19 protein-coding genes, 1 tRNA gene and 1 riboswitch are annotated in these 21,912 nt (G+C 59.6%); of the genes, 7 read left to right on the top strand and 13 right to left on the bottom strand.

Features of this window, described 5'->3' with window-relative positions:
* Positions 1-7 precede the first annotated feature (7 nt).
* Positions 8-1,033: a glycosyltransferase family 2 protein gene (locus FHX16_RS02840; RefSeq protein WP_183860370.1), complete on the top strand. Its 1,026-nt coding sequence runs from the start codon at positions 8-10 to the stop codon at positions 1,031-1,033.
* Between the two features lie 41 nt (positions 1,034-1,074).
* Here the strand turns inward: FHX16_RS02840 and FHX16_RS02835 are convergent, their stop codons facing one another.
* Positions 1,075-1,281: a CsbD family protein gene (locus tag FHX16_RS02835; protein WP_183860372.1), complete on the bottom strand. Its 207-nt coding sequence runs from the start codon at positions 1,279-1,281 to the stop codon at positions 1,075-1,077.
* A 132-nt stretch (positions 1,282-1,413) separates the two neighbouring features.
* Positions 1,414-1,487 (bottom strand) — tRNA-Gly (locus FHX16_RS02830).
* Positions 1,488-1,748: 261 nt separating this feature from the next.
* Between FHX16_RS02830 and FHX16_RS02825 the strand changes: the two genes are divergently transcribed.
* From FHX16_RS02825 to FHX16_RS02815, 3 genes are all read left to right on the top strand, one after another.
* Positions 1,749-3,134 carry an HlyD family secretion protein gene (locus FHX16_RS02825; protein WP_183860374.1) on the top strand — a complete coding sequence of 462 codons (1,386 nt, stop codon included), beginning with the start codon at positions 1,749-1,751 and terminating at the stop codon, positions 3,132-3,134.
* Between the two features lie 186 nt (positions 3,135-3,320).
* The gene (locus FHX16_RS02820) at positions 3,321-4,481 is read left to right on the top strand and encodes a hypothetical protein (RefSeq protein WP_259126433.1); all 1,161 of its coding nucleotides are present in this window, start codon (positions 3,321-3,323) and stop codon (positions 4,479-4,481) included.
* On the top strand, positions 4,466-6,634 hold the full coding sequence (locus tag FHX16_RS02815) for a glycosyltransferase (protein WP_183860377.1): 2,169 nt from the start codon (positions 4,466-4,468) through the stop codon (positions 6,632-6,634). Before FHX16_RS02820 ends, FHX16_RS02815 begins: the two co-directional genes overlap by 16 nt.
* 21 nt (positions 6,635-6,655) lie before the next feature.
* Here FHX16_RS02815 and FHX16_RS02810 read toward each other — a convergent pair whose 3' ends face one another.
* Positions 6,656-7,750: a 2'-deoxycytidine 5'-triphosphate deaminase gene (locus FHX16_RS02810; RefSeq protein WP_183860379.1), complete on the bottom strand. Its 1,095-nt coding sequence runs from the start codon at positions 7,748-7,750 to the stop codon at positions 6,656-6,658.
* A 72-nt stretch (positions 7,751-7,822) separates the two neighbouring features.
* Positions 7,823-7,901: riboswitch (SAM riboswitch) on the top strand.
* Between the two features lie 45 nt (positions 7,902-7,946).
* Between FHX16_RS02810 and FHX16_RS02805 the strand changes: the two genes are divergently transcribed.
* Both FHX16_RS02805 and apaG read left to right on the top strand, forming a co-directional pair.
* A complete protein-coding gene (locus tag FHX16_RS02805; RefSeq protein ID WP_183860381.1) occupies positions 7,947-9,131 on the top strand; it encodes an O-succinylhomoserine sulfhydrylase in 1,185 nt (394 codons plus the stop codon).
* Positions 9,132-9,331: 200 nt separating this feature from the next.
* Positions 9,332-9,724 (top strand): Co2+/Mg2+ efflux protein ApaG, encoded by a 393-nt coding sequence (apaG, locus tag FHX16_RS02800; RefSeq protein ID WP_016552621.1) that lies wholly within the window; start codon positions 9,332-9,334, stop codon positions 9,722-9,724.
* On the opposite strand, the gene FHX16_RS02795 is transcribed toward apaG, so the two are convergent.
* The 3 genes from FHX16_RS02795 to FHX16_RS02785 form a co-directional block, all read right to left on the bottom strand.
* A complete protein-coding gene (locus FHX16_RS02795) occupies positions 9,725-10,720 on the bottom strand; it encodes an Hsp33 family molecular chaperone (protein ID WP_183860383.1) in 996 nt (331 codons plus the stop codon).
* A 92-nt stretch (positions 10,721-10,812) separates the two neighbouring features.
* Positions 10,813-11,730, bottom strand: a complete 918-nt coding sequence (gene argF, locus FHX16_RS02790) for an ornithine carbamoyltransferase (RefSeq protein WP_183860385.1) — start codon at positions 11,728-11,730, stop codon at positions 10,813-10,815.
* Positions 11,731-11,773: 43 nt separating this feature from the next.
* Positions 11,774-12,970: an aspartate aminotransferase family protein gene (locus FHX16_RS02785; RefSeq protein ID WP_183860387.1), complete on the bottom strand. Its 1,197-nt coding sequence runs from the start codon at positions 12,968-12,970 to the stop codon at positions 11,774-11,776.
* A 427-nt stretch (positions 12,971-13,397) separates the two neighbouring features.
* Between FHX16_RS02785 and FHX16_RS02780 the strand changes: the two genes are divergently transcribed.
* The gene (locus tag FHX16_RS02780; RefSeq protein ID WP_183860389.1) at positions 13,398-13,931 is read left to right on the top strand and encodes a GcrA family cell cycle regulator; all 534 of its coding nucleotides are present in this window, start codon (positions 13,398-13,400) and stop codon (positions 13,929-13,931) included.
* A gap of 98 nt (positions 13,932-14,029) precedes the next feature.
* On the opposite strand, the gene phoB is transcribed toward FHX16_RS02780, so the two are convergent.
* The 7 genes from phoB to phoR all read right to left on the bottom strand — a co-directional run bounded on the left by phoB (position 14,030) and on the right by phoR (position 21,742).
* Positions 14,030-14,713 carry a phosphate regulon transcriptional regulator PhoB gene (gene phoB, locus FHX16_RS02775; RefSeq protein WP_016552616.1) on the bottom strand — a complete coding sequence of 228 codons (684 nt, stop codon included), beginning with the start codon at positions 14,711-14,713 and terminating at the stop codon, positions 14,030-14,032.
* Positions 14,714-14,749: 36 nt separating this feature from the next.
* A complete protein-coding gene (gene phoU, locus FHX16_RS02770) occupies positions 14,750-15,463 on the bottom strand; it encodes a phosphate signaling complex protein PhoU (RefSeq protein WP_016552615.1) in 714 nt (237 codons plus the stop codon).
* A gap of 43 nt (positions 15,464-15,506) precedes the next feature.
* Positions 15,507-16,322 carry a phosphate ABC transporter ATP-binding protein PstB gene (gene pstB, locus FHX16_RS02765; RefSeq protein ID WP_016552614.1) on the bottom strand — a complete coding sequence of 272 codons (816 nt, stop codon included), beginning with the start codon at positions 16,320-16,322 and terminating at the stop codon, positions 15,507-15,509.
* A gap of 14 nt (positions 16,323-16,336) precedes the next feature.
* Positions 16,337-17,659, bottom strand: a complete 1,323-nt coding sequence (pstA, locus tag FHX16_RS02760) for a phosphate ABC transporter permease PstA (RefSeq protein WP_259126431.1) — start codon at positions 17,657-17,659, stop codon at positions 16,337-16,339.
* Positions 17,656-19,137 (bottom strand): phosphate ABC transporter permease subunit PstC, encoded by a 1,482-nt coding sequence (gene pstC / locus FHX16_RS02755; RefSeq protein ID WP_183753048.1) that lies wholly within the window; start codon positions 19,135-19,137, stop codon positions 17,656-17,658. Before pstC ends, pstA begins: the two co-directional genes overlap by 4 nt.
* Positions 19,138-19,285: 148 nt before the next feature.
* Positions 19,286-20,320 carry a substrate-binding domain-containing protein gene (locus FHX16_RS02750; protein WP_016552611.1) on the bottom strand — a complete coding sequence of 345 codons (1,035 nt, stop codon included), beginning with the start codon at positions 20,318-20,320 and terminating at the stop codon, positions 19,286-19,288.
* 198 nt (positions 20,321-20,518) lie between these two features.
* Positions 20,519-21,742: a phosphate regulon sensor histidine kinase PhoR gene (gene phoR, locus FHX16_RS02745; RefSeq protein WP_183860762.1), complete on the bottom strand. Its 1,224-nt coding sequence runs from the start codon at positions 21,740-21,742 to the stop codon at positions 20,519-20,521.
* Between the last annotated feature and the right edge of the window lie 170 nt (positions 21,743-21,912).

The following is a 21,912-nucleotide window of genomic DNA, read 5'->3' as shown; positions in this document are numbered from 1 at the left end:
CCAGCTCATGAACTACCCATTCCCCTCTGGCGCGCCGGACCTTGCGCGATCCTTCCTCGATCGTCTCCGGACCGCCTACGACACGCTTCGTGTAACTCGTCGCGAGAGGCGGAATAGAACCGATGTGACGATTCAGCCACTTCGCGAGATCAAGTCCCTTGCGCCGGCCGATGTGCCGCTTGTCTTTGTCACGCATAACGACACTGCGCTTCTAGGCGCGTTCATCCAACACTACCGCCAACTGGGTGTAACACGGTTCATCTGTGTGGAAGACGTTTCAACCGACGGAACACGCGAGGCTTTGCTGAGCGAACCGGATGTCGACGTCTGGACGTCGCCGATAAGGTATGGCCAGGCGCGGCGGGGTCGAAACTGGAGGGAGCGTCTCTTCTCGATCTATGGTTTTGGGCGATGGTACGTCAACGTCGATTCCGATGAATTCCTTGTCTACGACGACTGTTTCAAACGATCGTTGCCATCGCTGTTCAATGCGCTTGAAACGAGGGGCCTGAAGCGAATGGCAGCCCCCATGTTGGACATGTATCCCAAGCTCAGCGAAGTCGCAGAAGGCTCGCTTTCCGTCGACAGGCCTTGGCAATTTTCGCGCTATTTTGATGGCGACAGCTACCTGCCAACGCTTACCAAACGCGGCATCAGTATCAAAGGCGGTCCGAGGGGGCGGAAGTTTTCCGAGGGCAATGAGCTCATCAAGTACCCCGTCATTTTCTGGGACGAGGCGTGCTTTTTTGGCAGTAGCCCGCACCAGCCACTGCCCTACGGCCGCAACTTCCCCTCGATCTGGGGCGCTATTCTGCACTTCAAATTCTACACCAATTACAAGGCGAAGATAACGGAAGCGGTGGAGGGCAGGCAGCACTACAATGCATCCGAGCACTATCAGAAAATGATGGATATCCTCGATCGCGAAGGGGAAATCGATTTTAGTTACGATCACTCGATCCGCTATGACGGACCACAACAACTCATAGATCGTGGCTTCATGACGAAGATCGACTTCGTGTCGCTGGATTAGCGCCGTGGAAAGCCCGGAGGGTTAGCTCCGGGCTGTCAGGGTCAGTGCCAGGTCTGATGACCGTACCAGTCGTCGATGTCCCGCCGCGCGCGATCGCGCTCGATGCCGTAGCGCTCCTGAATCTTGCCTTCCAACTGGTCGCGTTTGCCGGCAATCTGATCAAGGTCGTCGTCGGTGAGTTTGCCCCACTGCTCCTTGATCTTGCCCTTCATCTGCTTCCAGTTTCCTTCGACGCGGTTCCAATCCATGGCGCTTTCTCCTTGCGTTGTTGGACTGGAAGTTAACGACGGCGGCGTCGGAGTGTTCCGCAACTTCGCATATCCGTTTTGGCATCGCGGCGGGAAACCGTCGGCAGATGTTCGGCTAACAATCGTTGATTTTGGAGCGGGTGAAGGGAATCGAACCCTCGTATTCAGCTTGGGAAGCTGCTGCTCTACCATTGAGCTACACCCGCGTGAGAGCGAGACTTTCTACAGATGGCGGTGTCTGTCAAGCCGCCAAAATCGAGCCGGCAAGAAGTTGCGGTAGTGGATTGCGGCCTCGGCCCACCGCTGCGACTTTAACGCAACTCCCGGTCACTACCTCCTTTTAATAAGGAAATGTCATTTTACCAAGACTAACCCCAATGTTATAAGCGCCGGCAGGAACAAAACAAAATAACTTTGGAAACGCCCTTCAGTTCATCGAGATCGTGACAAGGTCAGGATTGAAGAAAATGAAGGACGCAACTGCTAGCCTTGATCATCGTGATCACAGGATACTTTTGATATCTCGCATTCTGGGCTACTCATTTGCCTTTATGCTTGTCTTCATCATCGCGATGGCGATGATCCCCAATCAGTTTTTCATCGTCTCGACGCGCGCCGTCGTCAACGCTCCCGTACAAATGATTGCTTCGCCAATCTATGGCAGGGTCGACAAGATTGCGCTGCAAGTCGGGCAGGTCGTCAATCTCGGCGACGTGATGGCAACGGTTTCCAATCCCAATCAGGACCAAACGTCGCTGACGGGACTGCGGCTCGAGAAACTCGACCTGGCGGAAAAGCTCAACAATACGACGAGCGTTGTTGCCGAACGCAACGAGCAGCTGGAGAAGGTCAAAGCCCAGATTGCCAGCGTGAAGGACGGTGTGCTCAGCGAGTTATCCGCGGTGATCGACAATGCGAAATCCAACGTCCAGACATACGAGGCGCGCCTCAGCGAACAGGATGCGTTGCTGCAGAGGCAACTGGTACTCCTGAAAAGGGGCCTCGTCTCCGACGCGAGCATCGAGCCGCAGCGCCAGAAGCGCAATGCTGCGCAATATGAACTCGACGCCGCGAGGGGCGAACTGCGCCGCAACGAGATCGTCCAATCGCTTGTCAGCCGCGATATCTACACCGGGGGCACAGTTGCCGCCAACCTTTTGACGCTTGAGATGCAGCGGTCGAAGCTCTCCGGCGATATCGCCGAAGACACCATCGAAATCAATCAGATGGCAGAGCGCAAGCAACAGGTCGAAAACCTCATTGGACGCGAAGAGGGACGCCTCGGCAAGACCGGCGCCGCAGAGGTGGTGGCGGAGCGCCACGGCCAGATTGTCAGCGTGGATGCCTCCTTCGGTGATTTCGTCATGCAGGGGCAACCGGTCGCCAAGTCACTCGATTGCAATGATGCTTTTGCCGCCGCCGTCTATCGAAGCCGCGACGTGACCTCGCTTGAGATCGGGATGCCGGCGATGGTCAATTTTCGCAGCCTGGGGGTCAAGCGAAGCGCCCACATCTACAAGATCGTTCGGTACTTCAACTCGGGGCCTGAGAACCGGTACTTTGCAAAATTCCCGGAAGCCGAAGGCCACGAAGTCTACGTACTGGTCAAGATGGATGAGCCGGCCGCGGACGAGGCGACGACGGCACAGCGGAGCAATGACAAATTCTTCGGATGCCACGTCGGCGAAGACGTCATCGTTTCACTCGGGGAAACGATGATCTCGCGGGTCGCCCGATATTCAAGCTTGGCGATCAATACGATCTTTTCCTCCGGCAATATCCTCTCCGCCTCGACACTGTTCGACAAGACCGTCCGTCCACGCGCCGCAAGCGCTCAGACCGCAGCCCCATAAACACCACGCCGGTCTCAACCGTTGTATTGCGAGGCAGGAATGAAGCGTGCGAATTGGTCGATACAAACCTTACCGGTGCTTGCGTTTATTCTAGCGGGCATTGTGCTTTTCGCCTCTTTGGCGAAGGCGGATGACGAACAGCGCAGGCAATTGGCTTGCTCGCTTTGTGACGGCTTGGCCGCGCAGATGAGTGGCGAGCCGGAACAGCCTTTCATCTTTCGGAGCTTCGAACCCGCGAATGGCGGCTCCGCGCTACACCCGGCTCTCGAGAATACGGGATTCACCTACGACAATGCGGTCGCCCTGATGGCCCTCTACGGCTGCCAGCGAAAGAAGGAGGCGCGCCGGGTTGCCGACGCGCTGGTGCTCTCACTGGAAACCGATCGTCACTACCACGACGGACGTCTTCGTAACGCATATCGTTCGGGCCCGGTCACCCCAGGCAAGGAAGGGATGCTGCTGCCTGGTTACTGGAATGCCACCAGCAACTCCTGGATCGAGGACGGCTACCAGGTGGGATCGGCAACGGGCAGCACCGCGTGGGGCGCGCTGGCGCTGCTGATGGCCTTTGAGGAAACAGAGCAGCCGGCCTATCTCGACGCCGCCCGCAAAATCATGGATTGGATTCACCGAAGCACGGCAGATCCCCGGAACGCCGGCTACTTCGGCGGCTACTTCGGCCACGAGCCAACGCCTGAGCGCATGACGTGGAAATCGACCGAGCATAATGTCGACGTCTATGCGGCAGACCGCTGGCTTGCACAACTGGACGAAGGCGGGGATTGGCCGCACCAAGGCGACCGCGCTCTGCAGTTCCTCAACGCCATGTGGAACGAGGGTGAAGGGCGGTTCTTTATCGGCAGCGTGCCCGATAGCAACGCTCCGAACATCGAGATGTCCGGCCTCGACGCAGAGCTCTGGCCGCTGATTGCGGTTCCCGATTTCAAGGGCAAGGCTAGCCGCGTGATCGAGTGGACAGAAATCCATCACGGCGTCGACGGAGGCTTCGACTTCAACAGCGACCGCGACGGGATCTGGCTCGAAGGAACAGCGCAGGTAGCCCTCGTGCTTCGCCTTACCGGCCAACCGGCGAAGGCGGAGCCATTGTTCAAGACGATCGAAGCTCAACGAACCCCCGGCAACCTGATCTACGCGACGGTCAACGAGCAGCTGTCCACTGGCCTCCAGGTCGGGCCGAACTCTACGCCGGGAGACTTCAAGTATTACCGTTTGCCGCATATCGGCGCCACAGGCTGGGCCGTCCTTGCCGCACTCGATCTGAACCCCTTCGTTGGCAGCGCGGGCCAGGCGTCCGATGGCAAGGAGTCCCCATGTCCCCAGAAGTAGTCACGCTGTCCGATTCGATGCTGTTTTCGGCGCTGGCCATTGCGCTGATACTGGGATGCAGTTGGCTTCTCGATAGCCGCCGCAGCGCCGACCGGATTATCTTCGGTTCGATCCTCGTCGTGATGCTGTCGAACTACCTGTATTTTCGCCTCACCAAGACCTTGCCGGACTTCGAATGGAGCGCCTACGCGATCTGGCCCAGGATCTATTTGTCCTTCGAACTGGTCGTCATCTTCTACACGGTCTTGTCGATCGTTTTCTTTTTTCGACGAACCGATCATCACGGCGCGGCCGACGCCAGCGAGGCACTGCTGGCAAGACTTGCTCGACAGCCTGCCGTGGACGTTTTCATCTGCACCTACAACGAAGAACTATCGATCCTGGAACGAACGATCCTTGCCGCTAAGGCGATCGACTACAGCAACTTCACGGTATGGGTGCTAGACGACGGACGGCGAGACTGGCTGCGGGATTACTGCGCAGAGGTCGGCGTCCGCTACCTGAGGCGCGAGGACAATGCCGGTGCCAAGGGCGGCAATATCAACAATGCGATACGGCAGACGGCGAAGGAAACCAACGCGCCCTTCATTCTGATCCTCGATGCGGATTTCGCGCCACAGCGTGCAATTCTGAACCGTACGGTAGGCCAGTTCATCAACACGGATGTCGGCCTCATCCAGACCCCGCAGTTTTATTACAACGCCGATCCTGTCCAGCATAATCTCCTGGCCTCGAAAGCCTGGGTCGATGACCAGCGTATTTTCTTCGATGTCATGCAGCCGTCGAAGGATGGCTGGGGGGCCGCATTCTGTGTCGGAACGTCGTGCGTGGTCCGCCGGGACGCCTTGGCGATGATTGGCGGCATGCCCCAGGAAACGGTAACCGAGGATATTCACCTGACCTATCGGCTGCTGCAGAAGGGGCTGAAGACACGCTGGCTGAACGAGCGCCTGAGCGTTGGCCTGTCGGCCGAAAGCCTCTCCGGCTACATTACACAGCGCTGCCGCTGGTGCCTTGGCACTATCCAGGTAGCGCTCCTTCGTGATGGTCCCTTCCTTGGCAAAGGCTTCACCATCGTGCAGAGGATGCACTACTTTCACGGCCTGCTTTTCTGGTTCTGCCGCCCGTTCATCCTGCTGCTGATGGCGGCACCGCTGCTCTACTATTTCCTTGGCCTACCGGCCATTCGCATGGAGCCCGAGGCTTTCTTTCTCTACGCACTGCCGATGGTCGCCGGCATGTGGGCGTTCCACGCATGGGTCTCGGGCGGACGCAGCCTGCCGCTCTTTACCGAAGTGTCGCAAATGGTTTCGGCCGTGCCGATCACCATCGCCCTCTTTCATGCGCTCCTGCATCCGTTCGGCCGCCCGTTCAAGGTGACGGCCAAGGGCGAGGACCGCGGGCGGGTCGAAGTCATTTATCCGATTGCCGGGACATTTCTCTGCGTCATTGTGCTGACATTTGTCGGGATGCTGAACGGACCGCTGCTCGGAACCTACAATGATCTCGACGGCTTCAGCGTTGCATGGGGCATGGTCGTGATGGTTTATGCCTTCGTGTCACTGCTCGTCTGCATCGAGCTTCCAAGAGAGGCGCTTGATGACATCGAGTTTCCCCTCGAGCGCCAAGGGCATGTCGCCAGCCGCGGCAAATCAGCCCCCTGCACCTTCGACACAATATCGATTCACAGGGCAAGGATGACCATGCAGGACGAGGTCGCCTTCGCCGACATGCGGTTGGGTGACCTTCTGATCTTTACGCCTTTCGCCGACTTCGATGTCGCCGGCCAAGTGACCGCCATGGACAGGGGGAGATCGGGCGTATCGGTGTCGATCGTCGGCATCAGGGACCGGCGGGATGCCTGGGAAATCAAGAAAACGCCGGAAGAGGTTCGCCAGAAGATGGTGCAGCGGATCTTCAGCGAGATGCCGGAAGTGATGCCGCGGCGCGCTTACCCGCTTGCGGCAGGAAGAGGCCTCTGGAAACGTATGTTCGCGCGCCCTTCGGTCCTTGTCGGTAAGCTGGAACGCCACACCGTCACCGCGCGGACACCGCAGCGCTCACGAAGGCTCTACCGCCCACCCTTTATCAGCCGTCGAACGCCGCTTCTCCAGATCGGCAGCAGGAACGTTGCCCCACCTCTCGCCGAATAATGGCGCACGCCGGCAGAGTTCTCAGATGCGGAAGTGCTTGGAGAGCTTCAGGCCCTGCGCCTGATAGTTGGAGCCGAGGCCGGAACCATAGAGGCTCTCCGGATGCTCCTGCATGTGCTCGTAGACAAGACGGCCGACGATCTGGCCGTCTTCGAGGATGAACGGGACCTCGTGGCTGCGAACCTCAAGCACGGCGCGGCTGCCGCGACCGCCGGCAGGGGCGTGCCCAAAGCCCGGATCGAAGAAGCCCGCATAGTGCACGCGGAATTCGCCGACCAGGGGATCGAAGGGGGTCATTTCGGCCGCGTAGTGCGGTGGCACATGGATGGCTTCGCGCGAGACGAGAATATAAAACTCGTCCGGATCCAGGATCAGTTCATTGCGACCGCGGCTATAGAGAGGTTCCCAGAAGTCGTAGATGTCGTGCTGCGCCTTCTTGTCGACATCGACGACCGCCGTGTGATGTTTTCCGCGGTAACCGATCAAGCCATCCTTGTCGCCAGCCAGATCGATCGACAGGGCAATTGCGCCGCCCGAGACGTTCGGCTGCTTGCTGGCAACCAGCGTTTCGGCATCGTGCAGCGCCAGAAGCTCTGGCTCGCCAAGCACGGAATGACCGACGCGGAAGCGAATCTGCGACAGGCGCGAACCGCGGCGCACGACGATCGGGAAGGTGCGCGGGCTAATTTCGAGATAGAGCGGACCGGAATAGCCCGCCGGGATCTTGTCGAACTCCTGAGCGTAGTCGGTGATGACGCGCGTGAAGATATCTAGCCGTCCCGTCGAGCTCTTCGGATTGGCCGAGGCCGACATGTCGGCCGGCAGGTCGAGGCGCTCCATCAACGGAACGATGTAAACGCAGCCTGTCTCAAGAACCGCACCCTCGGAGAGGTCGACGACGTGGAGGCTGAGGCGATCGAGCTTGTCGGACACAAGATGGGATGGGCCCGGCATGAAGCTCGCGCGAACGCGAAAAGCCCTTGCGCCGAGCCTGAGATCGAGGCTTGCCGGCTGGATCTGGTCGTGGTCCAAATCGCGCTCGCTGGTGAGACGTCCCGCCTCAAAGAGCGCAGCTATCGCGCGATCCGCCAAAATTCCTGTTTCGCGAGCCATCATGCCCCATCCATATTCGGTGGAGACAAAACCAAACTCAAGGAATTGACGCAAGCATAGAACGGCAGTATTGCACTTTTATCCCGTGGTGATTTGGCCGGTCGGCTTGCAGCCACGTTAAACAAGTGGCTAAAAAGACCGGGTGCAAAACCGGTCTGCTTTCGCGGCCGGTTTTTTTGTTGTTTGAAAGTGGTGATTCATGAGCAAGACTTGGCGCCCCGCAACCCAACTCGTTCACGACGGCTCTCTGCGCTCGCAATACGGCGAGACCTCGGAAGCAATCTACCTCACGCAGGGCTTTGTCTATGACAGCGCGGAAGCGGCGGAAGCACGCTTCAAGGGCGAGACGGAGGGCTATATCTACGCCCGCTACGGCAGCCCCACCAACGACATGTTCGAGAAGCGCATGTGCGCGCTCGAAGGCGCCGAGGAAGCCCGCGCTACCGCTTCGGGCATGGCAGCCGTCACGGCAGCAATCCTCTGCCAGCTGAAGGCAGGCGACCACATCGTTGCCGCCCGCGCACTTTTCGGTTCGTGCCGGTGGGTCGTCGAGACACTCGCGCCGAAATACGGCATCGAATGCACGCTCGTTGATGGCCGCTATCTTGAGAACTGGGAAAAGGCGATCCGCCCGACCACCAAGGTGTTCTTCCTGGAAAGCCCGACCAACCCGACCCTTGAGGTGATCGATATCGCCGGCGTTGCCAAGCTTGCCAACCAGATCGGCGCCAAGGTCGTCGTCGACAACGTCTTTGCAACCCCGATCTTCCAGAAGCCGCTTGAACTCGGCGCCCATATCGTCGTCTATTCGGCCACCAAGCACATCGACGGCCAGGGCCGCAGCCTCGGCGGCGTGATCCTCTCCGACAAGGAGTGGGTCACCGAACATCTCCAGGACTATTACCGCCACACCGGCCCTGCGATGTCGCCATTCACGGCATGGACGCTGTTGAAGGGGCTTGAGACCTTGCCGCTTCGCGTCAAGCAGCAGACCGAAAACGCAGCGAAGATCGCCGACTTCCTGGCCGAGCAGCCGAAGGTCGCCAAGGTCATCTATCCAGGCCGCAAGGATCATCCGCAAGCCGACATCGTCGCCAAGCAGATGAAGGGTGGCTCGACACTGGTCGCCATCGAACTGAAGGGCGGCAAGGAAGCGGCTTTCGCCTTGCAGAACGCCTTGCAGATTGTGAAGATCTCCAACAATTTGGGCGATGCCAAGAGCCTGATCACCCACCCGGCGACGACGACGCACAAGAACCTGACGGACGAAGCGCGGGCAGAACTCGGCATTTCCGGCGGCACGGTTCGTCTGTCTGCAGGCATCGAGGACACGGACGACCTGATCGAGGATTTCGCCCAGGCCCTCGCAAAAGTAAACGCCTGATTGGTCTGGCATCGGCCGGATTGAAGCAAATCCGGCCGACAGCCATACGCCCTTTGTCGCAAGCAAGACTGCCGAAAATCGGACTTAATACGCGAAACTTCTTGCCATTACAGGCATTTCGGACGTGATCGACTATCGGTTTATTGACGGATTGGTCGCTGTATAAGATACCGGTAACGTATGTTGACTATGGTGTAGGTATGTACCGCGCCCTTACACGAGACATTGAAGTCGTCGTCGAACCCTTTTATCTGGAGGAGCAATCCGATCCGGAGGACGATCGCTATGTCTGGGGCTACCGGATCGTCATCAGCAACAATTCCGACAAAACCGTGCGACTGGTGAACCGCTATTGGAACATCACCGATCAGAACGGTATCGTCGATGAGGTCACGGGCGCCGGCGTAGTCGGCGAGCAGCCGCGCCTTTCTCCGGGCGATACGTATGAATATTCCTCGGGCTGCCCACTGGATACGCCATCAGGACTGATGTTCGGCCACTACCAGATGGAAACCGACGAAGGCGAGCTTTTCAATGTCGAAATACCCGCCTTCTCCCTGGATTCGCCAGGACTTCTCAGGGTCCTGAACTGATCACTCGGCAGCTTGCGCCACCTCTTCCACCTCGAAGCGATAGGTGGTGGAGCAGAATTCGCAGGTGACAGAGATCTTGCCGTCTTCCTGACTGGCATCGATTTCTTCGCTCGAGAACCCCTTCAGCACACCCTTGATCTTCTCACGCGAACAACTGCACCGATCGAAAACCTCTCTCGGTTCGTAGACGCGAACGCCTCGCTCGTGGAACAGCCGGTAAAGCAGCCGCTCGGTGCCGACCTGCGGATCGGTCAACTCGTCGGCATCGATCGTATCGACGAGCGAGCGCGCTTCCATCCAGGCATCGTCTTCCTTGTGGGTGCTGCCAGCCGTGTCGCCGTCGCCCCCATGCAGGTCCGGCTGGCGCATGCGCTCCGGTGCTTCCGGCAGGAACTGGGCAACGAGCCCCCCTGCCCGCCAGCGATGACGCGGCTTGCCGGCTTCGTCGCGATCGAAGAGTTCGGCCGCAGCCAGACGCACCTGCGTCGGGATCTGCTCCGACTGGCGGAAATAGGTGCCGGCAATCTCCTCGAGCGTTGTACCATCCAGCGCAACGATGCCCTGATAGGGCTGGCTGAACTTGCCCTGGTCGATGGTAAAGGCCAGCATGCCCTTGCCGAGCAGCTGCTCCGGCTCGATCTGGCCGGCGGCAATCGCCTTATCGAGGAGGCCTTGGTCGAAGCGTGCATAGGCACGCACGTTCTCAGGTGTCGAGAAGTCGCAAACGAGCAAGTCCACCGGGCCGTCGCCCTTGGTCTGGACCGTGAATTTACCTTCGAATTTCAGCGACGTGCCGAGCAGCACCGTCAACACGACGACTTCGGCGAGAAGCCTCGCGACGGGCGCAGGATAGCGATGGCGCTCGAGGATCGCGTCGAGCATCGGGCCGAGCTGGACGGCGCGGCCGCGCACATCCAGGCCCTCGACCTGAAAAGGAACGACATGATCATCACCGGCGAAATTGAATTCGCCGAGGGCGGCTGCAGGTTCTGCCATGGTCTTCTCCTAGTCTGAGAGCGGGCGGACAAGAGTGTCCATCCGCTCGCGCGGCCACCGGGCCTTCCGGCCAAACGTGGCGCCAGTATGGTTCAGATCGCGCCCAGGCACCAAGCAAGAATCGACTTCTGCGCATGAAGACGGTTTTCCGCTTCATCGAAGACCACGGATTGCGGGCCGTCGATCACCTCGTCCGTGACTTCCTCGCCACGATGGGCAGGCAGGCAATGCATGAACAATGCATCCTTGCCGGCCTGTGCCATCAAAGCCGAATTGACCTGATAAGGCTGGAAGACGTTGTGACCCCGGGCCCGATGTTCCTGATTCATGGAGACCCAGGTATCGGTCACCACGCAATCGACGCCGGCGACCGCACGGTCGGCATCATGGCAAAGCATGATTTCGGCGCCCTCATTGCGGGCCCAGTTCAAATAGTGATCCTTCGGCTCGGAACCAAGGGGCACCGCCATATTCATTCGATAGCCGAAACGGGCAGCCCCCTCGACCAACGAATGCAGCACGTTGTTGCCGTCACCGGTCCAGGCGATCGTCTTGCCTTTGATGGGGCCGCGATGCTCCTCGAAGGTCATGATGTCGGCCATGATCTGGCAGGGATGCGTGTCGTCGGTCAGCGCGTTGATAACCGGAACAGTCGCGTGTTCGGCAAGCTCCAGCATGCGACCGTGATCGGTCGTCCGGATCATGATCGCATCGACATAGCGCGACAGCACCTTCGCCGTATCGCCGATCGTCTCGGCGCGGCCGAGCTGCATTTCGGTACCCGACAGGAACAGCGTCTCTCCGCCAAGCTGGCGCATGCCAACATCGAAAGACACGCGGGTTCGGGTCGAGGGCTTCTCGAAGATCATCGCCAGCATCTTGCCGGCGAGCGGCTTGTCACCCTGGCCGGCTTTGAAGGCCACCTTGCGGGACATCGCGTCGTTCATGATGAGCCGCAGGTCAGATGCCGCGACGGCGGAGAGATCGAGAAAGTGTTTGGGGGATGCCATCGTCTTTACCTATCACGCCCGCCTTTCGGCAGGCTTTATCCATTCAAGCCGTCTTCTTTGCCTTCGAAGCGCGCAGGCTTTCAGCGGCGCGTTCAAGGCGGGCAAGGCCCTCGCGGGCTTCGTCAGCCGTGACGACCAGAGGGGGCAGAAGACGAATGACGTTGTCGCCAGCGGGAACGCCGAGCAGATGAGCGTCACGGATCGCCTGCAGCAGTTCCGAGGATGGTACGGCGGCCTTGACGCCGAGCAGCAGTCCCTCGCCCCTGATATCCTCGATAATATCAGGATAGCGATCCTTGAGCGAGGCCAGCCCCTGGCGGAAGACCAGCGAGACGTCGCGCACCTGCTGCAGGAAGCCGTCCGCGAGAACCACGTCGAGCACGGCACTTCCGACAGCCATAGCCAGCGGGTTGCCGCCATAGGTGGAGCCGTGCGTGCCGGCCTTCATCCCAGATGCGGCTTCTGCCGTCGCGAGGCAGGCTCCGAGCGGGAAGCCGCCGCCAATGCCCTTGGCGACCGCCATGATATCAGGCGTGGCGCCAGACCACTCGTGCGCAAAGAGCTTGCCGGTACGTCCTACACCCGTTTGCACTTCGTCGTAGATTAGCAGGAGGCCGTTCTCGTCACAGATTGCGCGGAGCGCCTTCAGGAACTCGTTGGTCGCCGGCCGGACGCCGCCTTCCCCCTGAATGGGCTCGATAAGGATCGCGGCTGTTTCGCTCGTGATGGCGGCACGAACGGCGTCGAGATCGCCGAAGGGAACCTGATCGAAACCGGGCGCCTTGGGACCGAAGCCTTCGAGATATTTCTCCTGGCCGCCAGCGGCGATGGTCGCCAGCGTTCGTCCATGAAAGGCGCCTTCAAAGGTGATGATATGGAACCGCTCGGGGTGGCCCTTGGAATACTGATAGCGACGCGCAGTCTTGATCGCGCATTCCAAAGCTTCCGCGCCGGAGTTCGTGAAGAATACCTTATCGGCGAACGTCGCATCGGTCAGACGCTTCGCGAGCGTTTCCTGGCCCGGAATCTCATAAATGTTGGAAAGGTGCCAAACCTTGTCGGCCTGCTCCTTCAGGGCGCCGACGACATGCGGATGACCATGGCCAACGGAGGTGACGGCCACGCCCGCACCGAAGTCAAGATATCGCTCGCCCGTTTCGCTGATCAGCCACACGCCCTCGCCTCGCTCGAACCGCAAGGGGGCACGAGAGTAGGTATCGTAAAGCGCGGCTTCAGCCATAGCGCGATCTCCTGTCATTGATCATCAGCGGCCGGACTCCGGCTAAGGAAGGCGGGCCTGAAAATTAAAAATGCCGCCTTTCGGCGGCGAGCAGCACTATTTACTTTTCGCACTGCAATGTCAACAAAACTGAGCTTTTGCTGCATGCGTCAAGCTGCCATCCCGAGGCGTCCGACCTATCAACAACTAATGTTGCAGAAATGACTCTGCCGTCCAGCAAGTTGGGGAAAACTCCAAATTCGATTCGCCGGGATTCAACCGACTCTTGTCACGGAGTCAGCCTCACACTAGGTTAAAACTCAATTACTAGACTGCATGCGGCGGAACTAGTCACCAAAATCGAGCAAGCGTTTCTTGCCTCGGATACGTCCGGGGCAACGGTGAAGGATTCTGCCTACACCAACGCTAATAAGGCGGAGACAGGGGCATGAACTGGACAGACGAGCGCGTTGAAAAACTGAAGAAGCTTTGGTCCGAAGGCCTGAGCGCCAGCCAGATTGCAGCACAACTTGGCGGTGTAAGCCGTAATGCCGTCATCGGCAAAGTCCACCGTTTGAGTTTGCCCGGCCGTGCCAAGGCCGGAGGCTCGACGACGACCGTCCGGACACCCAAGCGCACGACATCCGCACCGCGCGCTCCGAACTATGCATCTCGCGTCGCCACGCGCACCGTCACTCGCCAGCAGGGCGCGACGATGCTCAAGGAAGAAATCGAGATCGATGCGATCGAGGAAGTCCGTTATCGTCCGGCCGCAAACGTGGTCGTTCCGATTTCGCGTCGCCTGGGCCTGACGGAGCTGACCGAACGCACCTGCAAGTGGCCGGTCGGCGATCCGCTGAAGGACGACTTCCACTTCTGCGGCTGCGAGTCCCCGGACAACTCCCCATATTGCACGTACCATCAACGCATGGCCTATCAGCCGGTAAACGAGCGCCGTAAGGCCGCCAACCGGGTCGCTTGACCCGGAAGCCGGATAAGGACCAAAGAAAACGGGCCCTCGCGGGCCCGTTTTTCATTTGTGAAATTTTATGAAAGTCGCGCAGGCTTTCCGGGGAAAGCCTAGGCTTCCATTGAATATCCGGCGCCGCGAACGGTGCGGATGACGTCCTGCATGTTGGAGAAGTTCAGCGCCTTGCGCAGACGACCAACATGGACGTCGACGGTGCGTTCGTCGACATAGATGTCATGACCCCAGACGCCATCGAGCAATTGCGAGCGCGAGAAGACGCGGCCAGGGGACGCCATGAGGAATTCGAGGAGCCGGAACTCGGTCGGACCAAGGCGAACTTCGCGGCTCTTGCGATGAACGCGATGCGTCTCGCGGTCGAGCTCGATATCGCCGCACTTCAGGAGCGTGGAGAGCACTTCCGGTTTGGCGCGGCGAAGCATCGCCTTGACGCGAGCAACGAGCTCCGGCGTCGAAAACGGCTTGACGACGTAATCGTCGGCACCGGTGGAGAGGCCGCGAACGCGTTCGCTTTCCTCGCCGCGGGCCGTCAGCATGATGATCGGCAGGCGCTCGGTCTCCGGCCGCATACGCAGGCGGCGGCAGAGTTCGATGCCGGATACGCCAGGCAGCATCCAATCGAGGATCAGGATGTCCGGGGTCCGTTCCTGCAACCGGATCTCGGCCTCGTCGCCGCGCAGGATGGTATCGACCTCGAAACCTTCAGCCTCAAGGTTATAACGGAGAAGCACGCTCAGTGCTTCCTCGTCTTCAACGACTGCTACTTTTGGAATCATTCGTTTCGGTCTCCTGGGGGCGCGGTCGCGGAAGGATTATTCGGTGACAGCGCCGACGGTGTTGGCGGTATCGTCCTTCGGACGTTCGCCTTCCGGCTGAGCACCGGTGGCCATGTAGTAGATTGTCTCGGCAATGTTGGTGGCGTGGTCGCCGATACGCTCGATGTTCTTGGCGCAGAACAGAAGATGTGTGCAGCTGGTGATGTTGCGCGGATCTTCCATCATGTAGGTGAGCATCTCGCGGAACAGCGAGGTGTACATCGCGTCGATTTCCTCGTCGCGCTCACGGATCGACTTTGCCTTGTCGGCAGCGCGGCTCGTATAGACATCGAGGACTTCCTTGAGCTGGACGAGCGCCAGTTCGGAGAGGTGCTCAAGGCCGCGGGCAAGCTTGCGCGGGACGCCGGCGCTCTGCACGGCGATAACGCGCTTGGCGGTGTTCTTGCCAAGATCGCCGACGCGCTCAAGGTCAGCGGCGATGCGGATCGAACCCATGATCTCGCGAAGGTCGGCGGCCATGGGCTGGCGACGGGCGATGGTAACGATCGCCTTGTCACCAACCTCGCGTTCGGCGTGATCGAGGATCACGTCGTCGGAGATGACCTTCTGGGCCAGGGCCGTGTCGCCGTTGACAAGGGCGCGAACCGCATCCGAAACCATCTGCTCGGCCAGGCCGCCCATTTCCGAGATACGGCGCGTCAGAAACTTCAAATCATCGTCATACGCAGAAAAGATATGTGTCGATGCCATAGGGATCATCCTTGAATGTCGTGAGTGTTACCGTCGTCGGCGATCAACCGAAGCGACCCATGATGTAGTCCTGGGTGCGCGGGTCGTCCGGGTTGGTGAACATCTTGTCGGTGTCGTTCTCCTCGACGAGATTGCCGAGGTGGAACATGGCCGTGCGCTGCGAAACGCGGGCGGCCTGCTGCATCGAGTGCGTCACGATGACGATCGTGTAATTTTCGCGAAGCTCGTGGATCAATTCCTCGACCTTTGCCGTGGCGATCGGATCGAGAGCCGAGCATGGCTCGTCCATCAGGATCACTTCCGGGCTGACGGCAACGGCGCGGGCGATGCAGAGACGCTGCTGCTGACCACCGGAAAGGCCGGTGCCGGCTTCATGAACGCGATCTTTCACCTCGTTCCACAGACCGGCGCGCTGCAGGCTGACCTCGACGATCTGGTCCATGTCGGCCTTCGACTTGGCAAGACCATGGATGCGCGGGCCGTAGGCGACGTTCTCATAGATCGTCTTCGGGAACGGGTTCGGCTTCTGGAACACCATGCCGACGCGAGCGCGGAGCTCCACGACATCGATATCCGGATCGTAGATATCGTCACCATCGAGCGTGATCTTGCCGGTAACGCGGCAACCATCGATCGTGTCGTTCATCCGGTTCAGGCTGCGCAGGAAGGTGGACTTGCCGCAACCGGACGGGCCGATCAATGCTGTCACCGTGTTTTCGCGAATGTTCAGCTTCACATCGAAAAGCGCACGCTTTTCGCCGTAGTAAACCGAGACGTCCTGGCCGATCATCTTATAGGGAACGGTATTCATCTTCTGATCCAGCGCCTTCTCAACTGCTGCTTCCGTCAACATGTTCATAATGTCTACTCCGTTTACCAGCGGCGCTCAAAGCGACGACGCAAGAGAATGGCTCCGAAGTTCATGACGACCAGGAACAGGAGCAGGACGATGATGGCACCCGATGTGCGCTCGACGAAGGCACGCTCGGCTTCGTTGGCCCACATGTAGACCTGGACCGGCAGGGCTGTCGAAGGCTCCATCGGCGTTGCCGGTGCGTTGGCGACGAAGGCGACCATCCCGATCAAGAGCAGCGGAGCCGTCTCGCCGAGTGCATGTGCCAGGCCAATGATCGTGCCGGTCAGGATGCCTGGCATCGCGAGCGGCAGGACGTGGTGGAACACCATTTGCATCTTCGAGGCACCGAGACCAAGGGCAGCCGCGCGGATTGACGGCGGCACGGCGCGGAGCGCTGCGCGCGTCGCGATGATGATCGTCGGCAGGGTCATCAGCGACAGCACCAGACCGCCGACCAGCGACGCGGAACGCGGCAGGCCTGCGAAGTTGATGAAGACGGCAAGACCGAGCAGGCCGTAGACGATCGAGGGAACAGCCGCGAGATTGTTGATGTTGACCTCGATCAGGTCGGTCAGCTTGTTCTTCGGCGCAAACTCTTCGAGATAGATCGAAGCTGCGACACCGATCGGCAGTGAGAGGGCGAGCACGATCAACATCAGGTAGAGCGAACCGATCAGCGCAACGCCGAGTCCCGCAGCCTCCGGACGGCTGGAGTTGCCGTTGACGAAGAGACCGGTGTTGAACTTCTTGTGCAGGGTGCCATCGGCGGCAAGCTGGTTCATCCAGCCGACCTGCTTGTCGTTCACCTTGCGGTTCTTTTCGTCCACGTTGAGGTCGATCTGACCCTTGTTGGCGGAGTCGATATTGGCGTCCGCAAGCAGCGTGACACTGACCGTCTTGCCGATCAGCGACGGATCGGCAACGACCATGTCGCGCAGCTGGATCGGCGCACCCTTCGAGATCATCGCGGCTGCGTCACGAAGGTCCGGACGGCTCGACGGATTGAGGTTGAGCGCCTTGATCGTCGCGTCGCGGATGAGAGGCGCGTAGTTCGCAGCAACCAGAACCGAGGGATCGGTCGCTCGCTTGTTGTTTGGGTCGATCGTTTTCTCGCTAAACTCGATCGGCAGCGTGATCGCCGTCTGCTGAAAGGCCGTATAGCCTTTGCTGATAACGCTCGTCAGCAGGATTGCCAGGAAGATCAAGCCAAAGGAGATTGCGGCAATCCCATAGGCCCGGAACCGACGTTCGGCGGCATAGCGGCGCTTCAGGCCGATGTCGCGACGTTCAGGCGCCTTCGAGACGACAACGCCTTGAACCGGAGAAACAATATCCGTCATTCGTACTGCTCCCGGTATTTGCGCACGATGTAGAGCGCGTAGATGTTGAGGCAAAGCGTGATAAAGAACAGCGTGATGCCGAGGGCGAAGGCAACCAGCGTCTGCGGCGAGGTAAATTCAAGGTCGCCTGTCAGCTGATTGACGATCTTGACCGTCACTGTCGTCATAGGCTCGAAAGGATTGATCTGGATGCGGGCAGCAACGCCTGCCGCCAGCACGACGATCATGGTTTCACCGATCGCACGCGAGGCCGTCATCAGAAGTGCGCCGACGATGCCGGGAAGCGCTGCGGGAAGCACGACCTTCTTGATCGTTTCCGAGCGCGTCGCACCCAGACCGAGCGAACCGTCACGAAGCGCGCGCGGCACCGCTGTGATGATATCGTCCGACAGCGACGAAACGTACGGGATCAGCATGATGCCCATGACGATACCCGCAGTCAGAACGCTCTGCGCCTGAATGAAGTTCGTGTAGTTGCCGGAAAGGAGGCCGCTCACCTGCGAAGACAAATCGCGCAGGAACGGACCGACGGTGACCAAGGCGAAGAAGCCGTAGACGATCGTCGGAATACCGGCGAGAACTTCGAGCAGCGGCTTTGCGATCGAGCGAACCCTGGGAGCGGCGTACTCAGCCATGTAGATCGCCGCGAAGAGACCGACTGGTACCGCCACGAGCATTGCAACGAAGCCGATATAGAGCGTACCGAGCAACAGCGGGATCAAGCCGAATTGCCCGAAGGACGAGCTGCCAGCACCGGCGAAGCGCGGATCCCATACCGTCCCGAAGAAGAAGTCTGCAGCGGGAACGGCAGCGAAGAAGTGGGCCGCTTCCGTCAGCATCGACAGAACGATACCGATTGTCGTCAGGATGGCGATCGACGATGCCAGGAGCAGGCCCCAGAGCATGACGCGCTCGACGCGGTTTCGTGCGCGGAACCGCGGAGCGACTTCGCGAAGCGCATAGAATGCGCCAGCGACGGCAAGGACGAGAACCAGCGCCGTCATCACGAGGCGGCTGGAGCCGGATTCTGCATTCAGCTTCTGCGCCGCCTCGATCATATAGGGCTGAGGCGGACCGGCGAGCGGAACGCCCTTTGCGGCAAGCTTTGCCTGGAGGCCGGCCGGATCGTCGGCAGCACCGGCAACCTCGTCAGCAGTGAGCAGCGGCAAGCCCCGCGCGATGGCGCTGACCATGCCGTAGTTCAGGTTCTGCTGTGCGGCCGGTTGGGCCTTTACGTCATCCGGGAAGGCGCCACGGACGGACGATTCAATGATTGAAGGGCTGATCGCCAGCCAGGCGCACAGCAAGATCAGTGCAGGCAGCACCGTCCAGATTGCGGCATAGACGCCATAGTAACCCGGTCGCGAATGCAGTGCGGAGGACTTGCCCCCGGCAAGTGCCGTAGCACGGCTGCGCGCTGCAAGATATGCAACGGCGCCAAGTACCACGAGGCACAAGAGAATGATGGATGTACCCATTCGTTTAGGTCCCCAGGCCCTTTGACTCCAAAAGCGGAAGCGGCAGGCAGACCGATCCGGCTCTCAAACTTGGAGAAGTTCAAACCTCGTCCCAGCGACGGAACAAGGCAATGCCGGCACGATCTGGTGATCGCGCCGGCAAAGGTCATTACATGGTCTTGCCGTCTTCAACGCTCTTGCGGATGGCGTCGCGCTCAGCGTCCGGAGCGGCAACGAGGCCGTACTCGACGAGCGGGCTGTCAGGGCCGATCATCTGCTCGGAAACGAAGAAGTTGACGTATTCCTTCAGGCCCGGGATGACGCCGAGGTGTGCCTTCTTGACGTAGAAGAACAGCGGACGGGAAACCGGGTAGGTGCCGTTGGAGATGGTTTCGGTCGACGGAACGATACCGTTGACGGTCGCAACCTTCAGCTTGTCGGCGTTGTTTTCATAGAAGGAAAGGCCGAAGACGCCAACGCCGGTCTTGTTGGCAGCGATGCGCGCCAGCGTTTCCGGATAGTCGCCGTCGATGTCGACGGCAGCGCCGTCCTTACGAACTGCAACGCAAGCCTTGGTCTGGGCAGCAGCGTCAGAGATCGCAGCCTTGATGACGTCGAGAGCGCCGGAAGCCTTGCAGCCAGCAGCGAGAACGTTCTGTTCGAAGACTTCGCGGGTGCCGTGCTTTTCGCCCGGAATGTAGGCAGCAATATCAACAGCGGGAAGAGCCGGGTTGACTTCCGACCACTTCTTGTACGGGTTGTCGACGAGCTTGCCGTCAACGACAACCTGAGCGGCCAGAGCCTTGTAGATGTCGGCCGGAACGTAAGCAACGTCCGGGTTGGACGAGTCGGTTGCGAAGACGATGCCGTCATAACCGATCTTGACTTCCTGGATGTCGGTTACGCCAGCTGCCTTGCAGGCGTCCAGTTCCTTGGCGTTGATCGGACGCGAAGCGTTAGCAACGTCGATGCTATCCGGGCCAACGCCCTTGCAGAATTCCTTGAGGCCTGCGCCCGTGCCGCCGGATTCAACGACCGGCGTCTTGAAGTCCGTGAAGGTTTCGCCGAAAGTTTCGGCAACGATCTTGGCGTAAGGCAGGACGGTGGAGGAACCGGCTACCTGAACCTGGTCGCGAGCAACAGCCGCGCCAGCAAAAGCGGCGGAAGCGGCAAGTGCAGCGACCGTAAGTTTAAAAGCGTTCATAACAATCTCCCGGGCATAATGCGGTCTGAGTGCGGCCTTCAGTGGCCTTTGGCGGTGCCGTCTCATCAGCGGCACGCTCTCTTTAGCCCCTGATGACTAGAGCTTTTATGTCATTTTGACGAAACATTTGTGACAGCTTATGTATTTGAATTTACAATACAAAGAATAGACGATGGTCGAGGTCGCTGCAGTTTTATGTCAAAACCGCACGGTGAAGCTCGTCCCCTTCCCGACTTCCGACTTGACGATCAGCCGGGCGCGGTGCCGGGTCAGGATGTGTTTGACGATGGCAAGGCCCAGCCCCGTGCCCTTCTTCGAACGGCTATCCTCGATGCTCACGCGATAGAATCGCTCGGTCAGACGGGGCACGTGTTCGGCAGGAATGCCCGGCCCCCTGTCGACCACGGTGACCTCGACAGGTTCGCCCGAGCCATTCTTCAAGAAGACATCGACGGTCTTCCCCTCCTGCCCATATTTGCAGGCATTTTCCATCAGGTTTTCAAATACCTGAACCAACTCGTCGCGGTCGCCGAGCACCTCTGCCTTGCCTTGCGGCAGATGCAGAGCGATCTCCACACCGACGTCATTTGCAAGCGGCACCAGCGAGTCCCTGACGTGGCCGAGAAGGGGGACGAGGTCGACCTTCTGATCCGGGGCGATATGCGACTTGAGTTCCAGCCGAGAAAGGGAAAGCAGGTCGTCGACCAGACGGCTCATGCGGGTGGCCTGATCCAGCATGATACCCAGAAAGCGCTCCTGCGCCTTCGCGTCGTTCTTTGCTGGTCCCTGGATGGTCTCGATGAAGCCTCGCAGGGACGCCAGCGGCGTCCGCAACTCATGGCTGGCGTTGGCGACGAAGTCGGAACGCATGCGGTCGATGCGCCGGACTTCGGAAATATCGCGAAACGAGACCAAGAAGAAGCGCTCATCCGTCGGCTGCTGTCGATCCAACTCCACGGGTGCGCTGCGGACGATGTAAACGCGCTCGGACGGCAGGCGCTCGGAGTGCTCGATCTGGTTCGGCGCATTGGTCGCAATCGTTTCGGCGATAATGTCGAGGACGCCCGGCGAGCGCAGGCGCGCGGAAATGTGGGCACCAATGGTGACCTCGCCAAACGCCTTTTCCGCAGCGCGATTTTGGTAAAGCACCGAGGCATCGTTTGAAAGCACCATGACGGGCATGTCGAGCGCGGCCAACGTCGCCGTTACTTCAACCAATCTGCTGGGCGGCGTTTCGATAATCTCAGGAGCAGGCTCAAGCGGCGCCTCTCGGATGACCGGAACCGCGTGCCACACGGCGGTGATGACCATCAATAGCAAAAGCCCGAGGACGACCCACTTGTTCACGCCCGCGGCAAGAGCGATCAGTGCGATCAGCAACGCCACCAGCAGAACCGGGCGTTCCTGCCGAACGCGTGCGATCAAGCTTCTTGTCCACGGTACTTTGTCTTCCACTGCCCCTCGCGATCCCGACTCGTACTATTGCCTTCAAACCTCTGCGTGATAGCCGTGAATCATGACAGAAGTTTTCGACCGCAGCCAGCAGTGGAAGGGCTGTAACAGGAACGCACAGGAATTTCCGCGATCTGCAA

This window comes from Rhizobium sp. BK661 (assembly GCF_024808825.1).
Taxonomy (GTDB): Bacteria; Pseudomonadota; Alphaproteobacteria; order Rhizobiales; family Rhizobiaceae; genus Rhizobium.
Note: the sequence above shows the minus strand (reverse complement) of the source record. Positions and strands in the feature narration are given on the sequence as shown.

What these genes read in the sequence shown, in the direction of transcription:
- FHX16_RS02795 (WP_183860383.1), bottom strand. Translation starts at nt 10,720, where the DNA reads ATGGCAGAACCTGCAGCCGCCCTCGGCGAATTCAATTTCGCCGGTGAT.
- FHX16_RS02810 (WP_183860379.1), bottom strand. Translation starts at nt 7,750, where the DNA reads ATGATGGCTCGCGAAACAGGAATTTTGGCGGATCGCGCGATAGCTGCG.
- pstC (WP_183753048.1), bottom strand. Translation starts at nt 19,137, where the DNA reads ATGGGTACATCCATCATTCTCTTGTGCCTCGTGGTACTTGGCGCCGTT.
- FHX16_RS02835 (WP_183860372.1), bottom strand. Translation starts at nt 1,281, where the DNA reads ATGGATTGGAACCGCGTCGAAGGAAACTGGAAGCAGATGAAGGGCAAG.
- FHX16_RS02840 (WP_183860370.1), top strand. Translation starts at nt 8, where the DNA reads ATGAACTACCCATTCCCCTCTGGCGCGCCGGACCTTGCGCGATCCTTC.
- FHX16_RS02815 (WP_183860377.1), top strand. Translation starts at nt 4,466, where the DNA reads ATGTCCCCAGAAGTAGTCACGCTGTCCGATTCGATGCTGTTTTCGGCG.
- FHX16_RS02820 (WP_259126433.1), top strand. Translation starts at nt 3,321, where the DNA reads ATGAGTGGCGAGCCGGAACAGCCTTTCATCTTTCGGAGCTTCGAACCC.
- phoB (WP_016552616.1), bottom strand. Translation starts at nt 14,713, where the DNA reads ATGATTCCAAAAGTAGCAGTCGTTGAAGACGAGGAAGCACTGAGCGTG.
- FHX16_RS02750 (WP_016552611.1), bottom strand. Translation starts at nt 20,320, where the DNA reads ATGAACGCTTTTAAACTTACGGTCGCTGCACTTGCCGCTTCCGCCGCT.
- FHX16_RS02825 (WP_183860374.1), top strand. Translation starts at nt 1,749, where the DNA reads ATGAAGGACGCAACTGCTAGCCTTGATCATCGTGATCACAGGATACTT.
- FHX16_RS02805 (WP_183860381.1), top strand. Translation starts at nt 7,947, where the DNA reads ATGAGCAAGACTTGGCGCCCCGCAACCCAACTCGTTCACGACGGCTCT.
- pstB (WP_016552614.1), bottom strand. Translation starts at nt 16,322, where the DNA reads ATGAACATGTTGACGGAAGCAGCAGTTGAGAAGGCGCTGGATCAGAAG.
- FHX16_RS02785 (WP_183860387.1), bottom strand. Translation starts at nt 12,970, where the DNA reads ATGGCTGAAGCCGCGCTTTACGATACCTACTCTCGTGCCCCCTTGCGG.
- pstA (WP_259126431.1), bottom strand. Translation starts at nt 17,659, where the DNA reads ATGACGGATATTGTTTCTCCGGTTCAAGGCGTTGTCGTCTCGAAGGCG.
- phoU (WP_016552615.1), bottom strand. Translation starts at nt 15,463, where the DNA reads ATGGCATCGACACATATCTTTTCTGCGTATGACGATGATTTGAAGTTT.
- FHX16_RS02780 (WP_183860389.1), top strand. Translation starts at nt 13,398, where the DNA reads ATGAACTGGACAGACGAGCGCGTTGAAAAACTGAAGAAGCTTTGGTCC.
- argF (WP_183860385.1), bottom strand. Translation starts at nt 11,730, where the DNA reads ATGGCATCCCCCAAACACTTTCTCGATCTCTCCGCCGTCGCGGCATCT.
- apaG (WP_016552621.1), top strand. Translation starts at nt 9,332, where the DNA reads ATGTACCGCGCCCTTACACGAGACATTGAAGTCGTCGTCGAACCCTTT.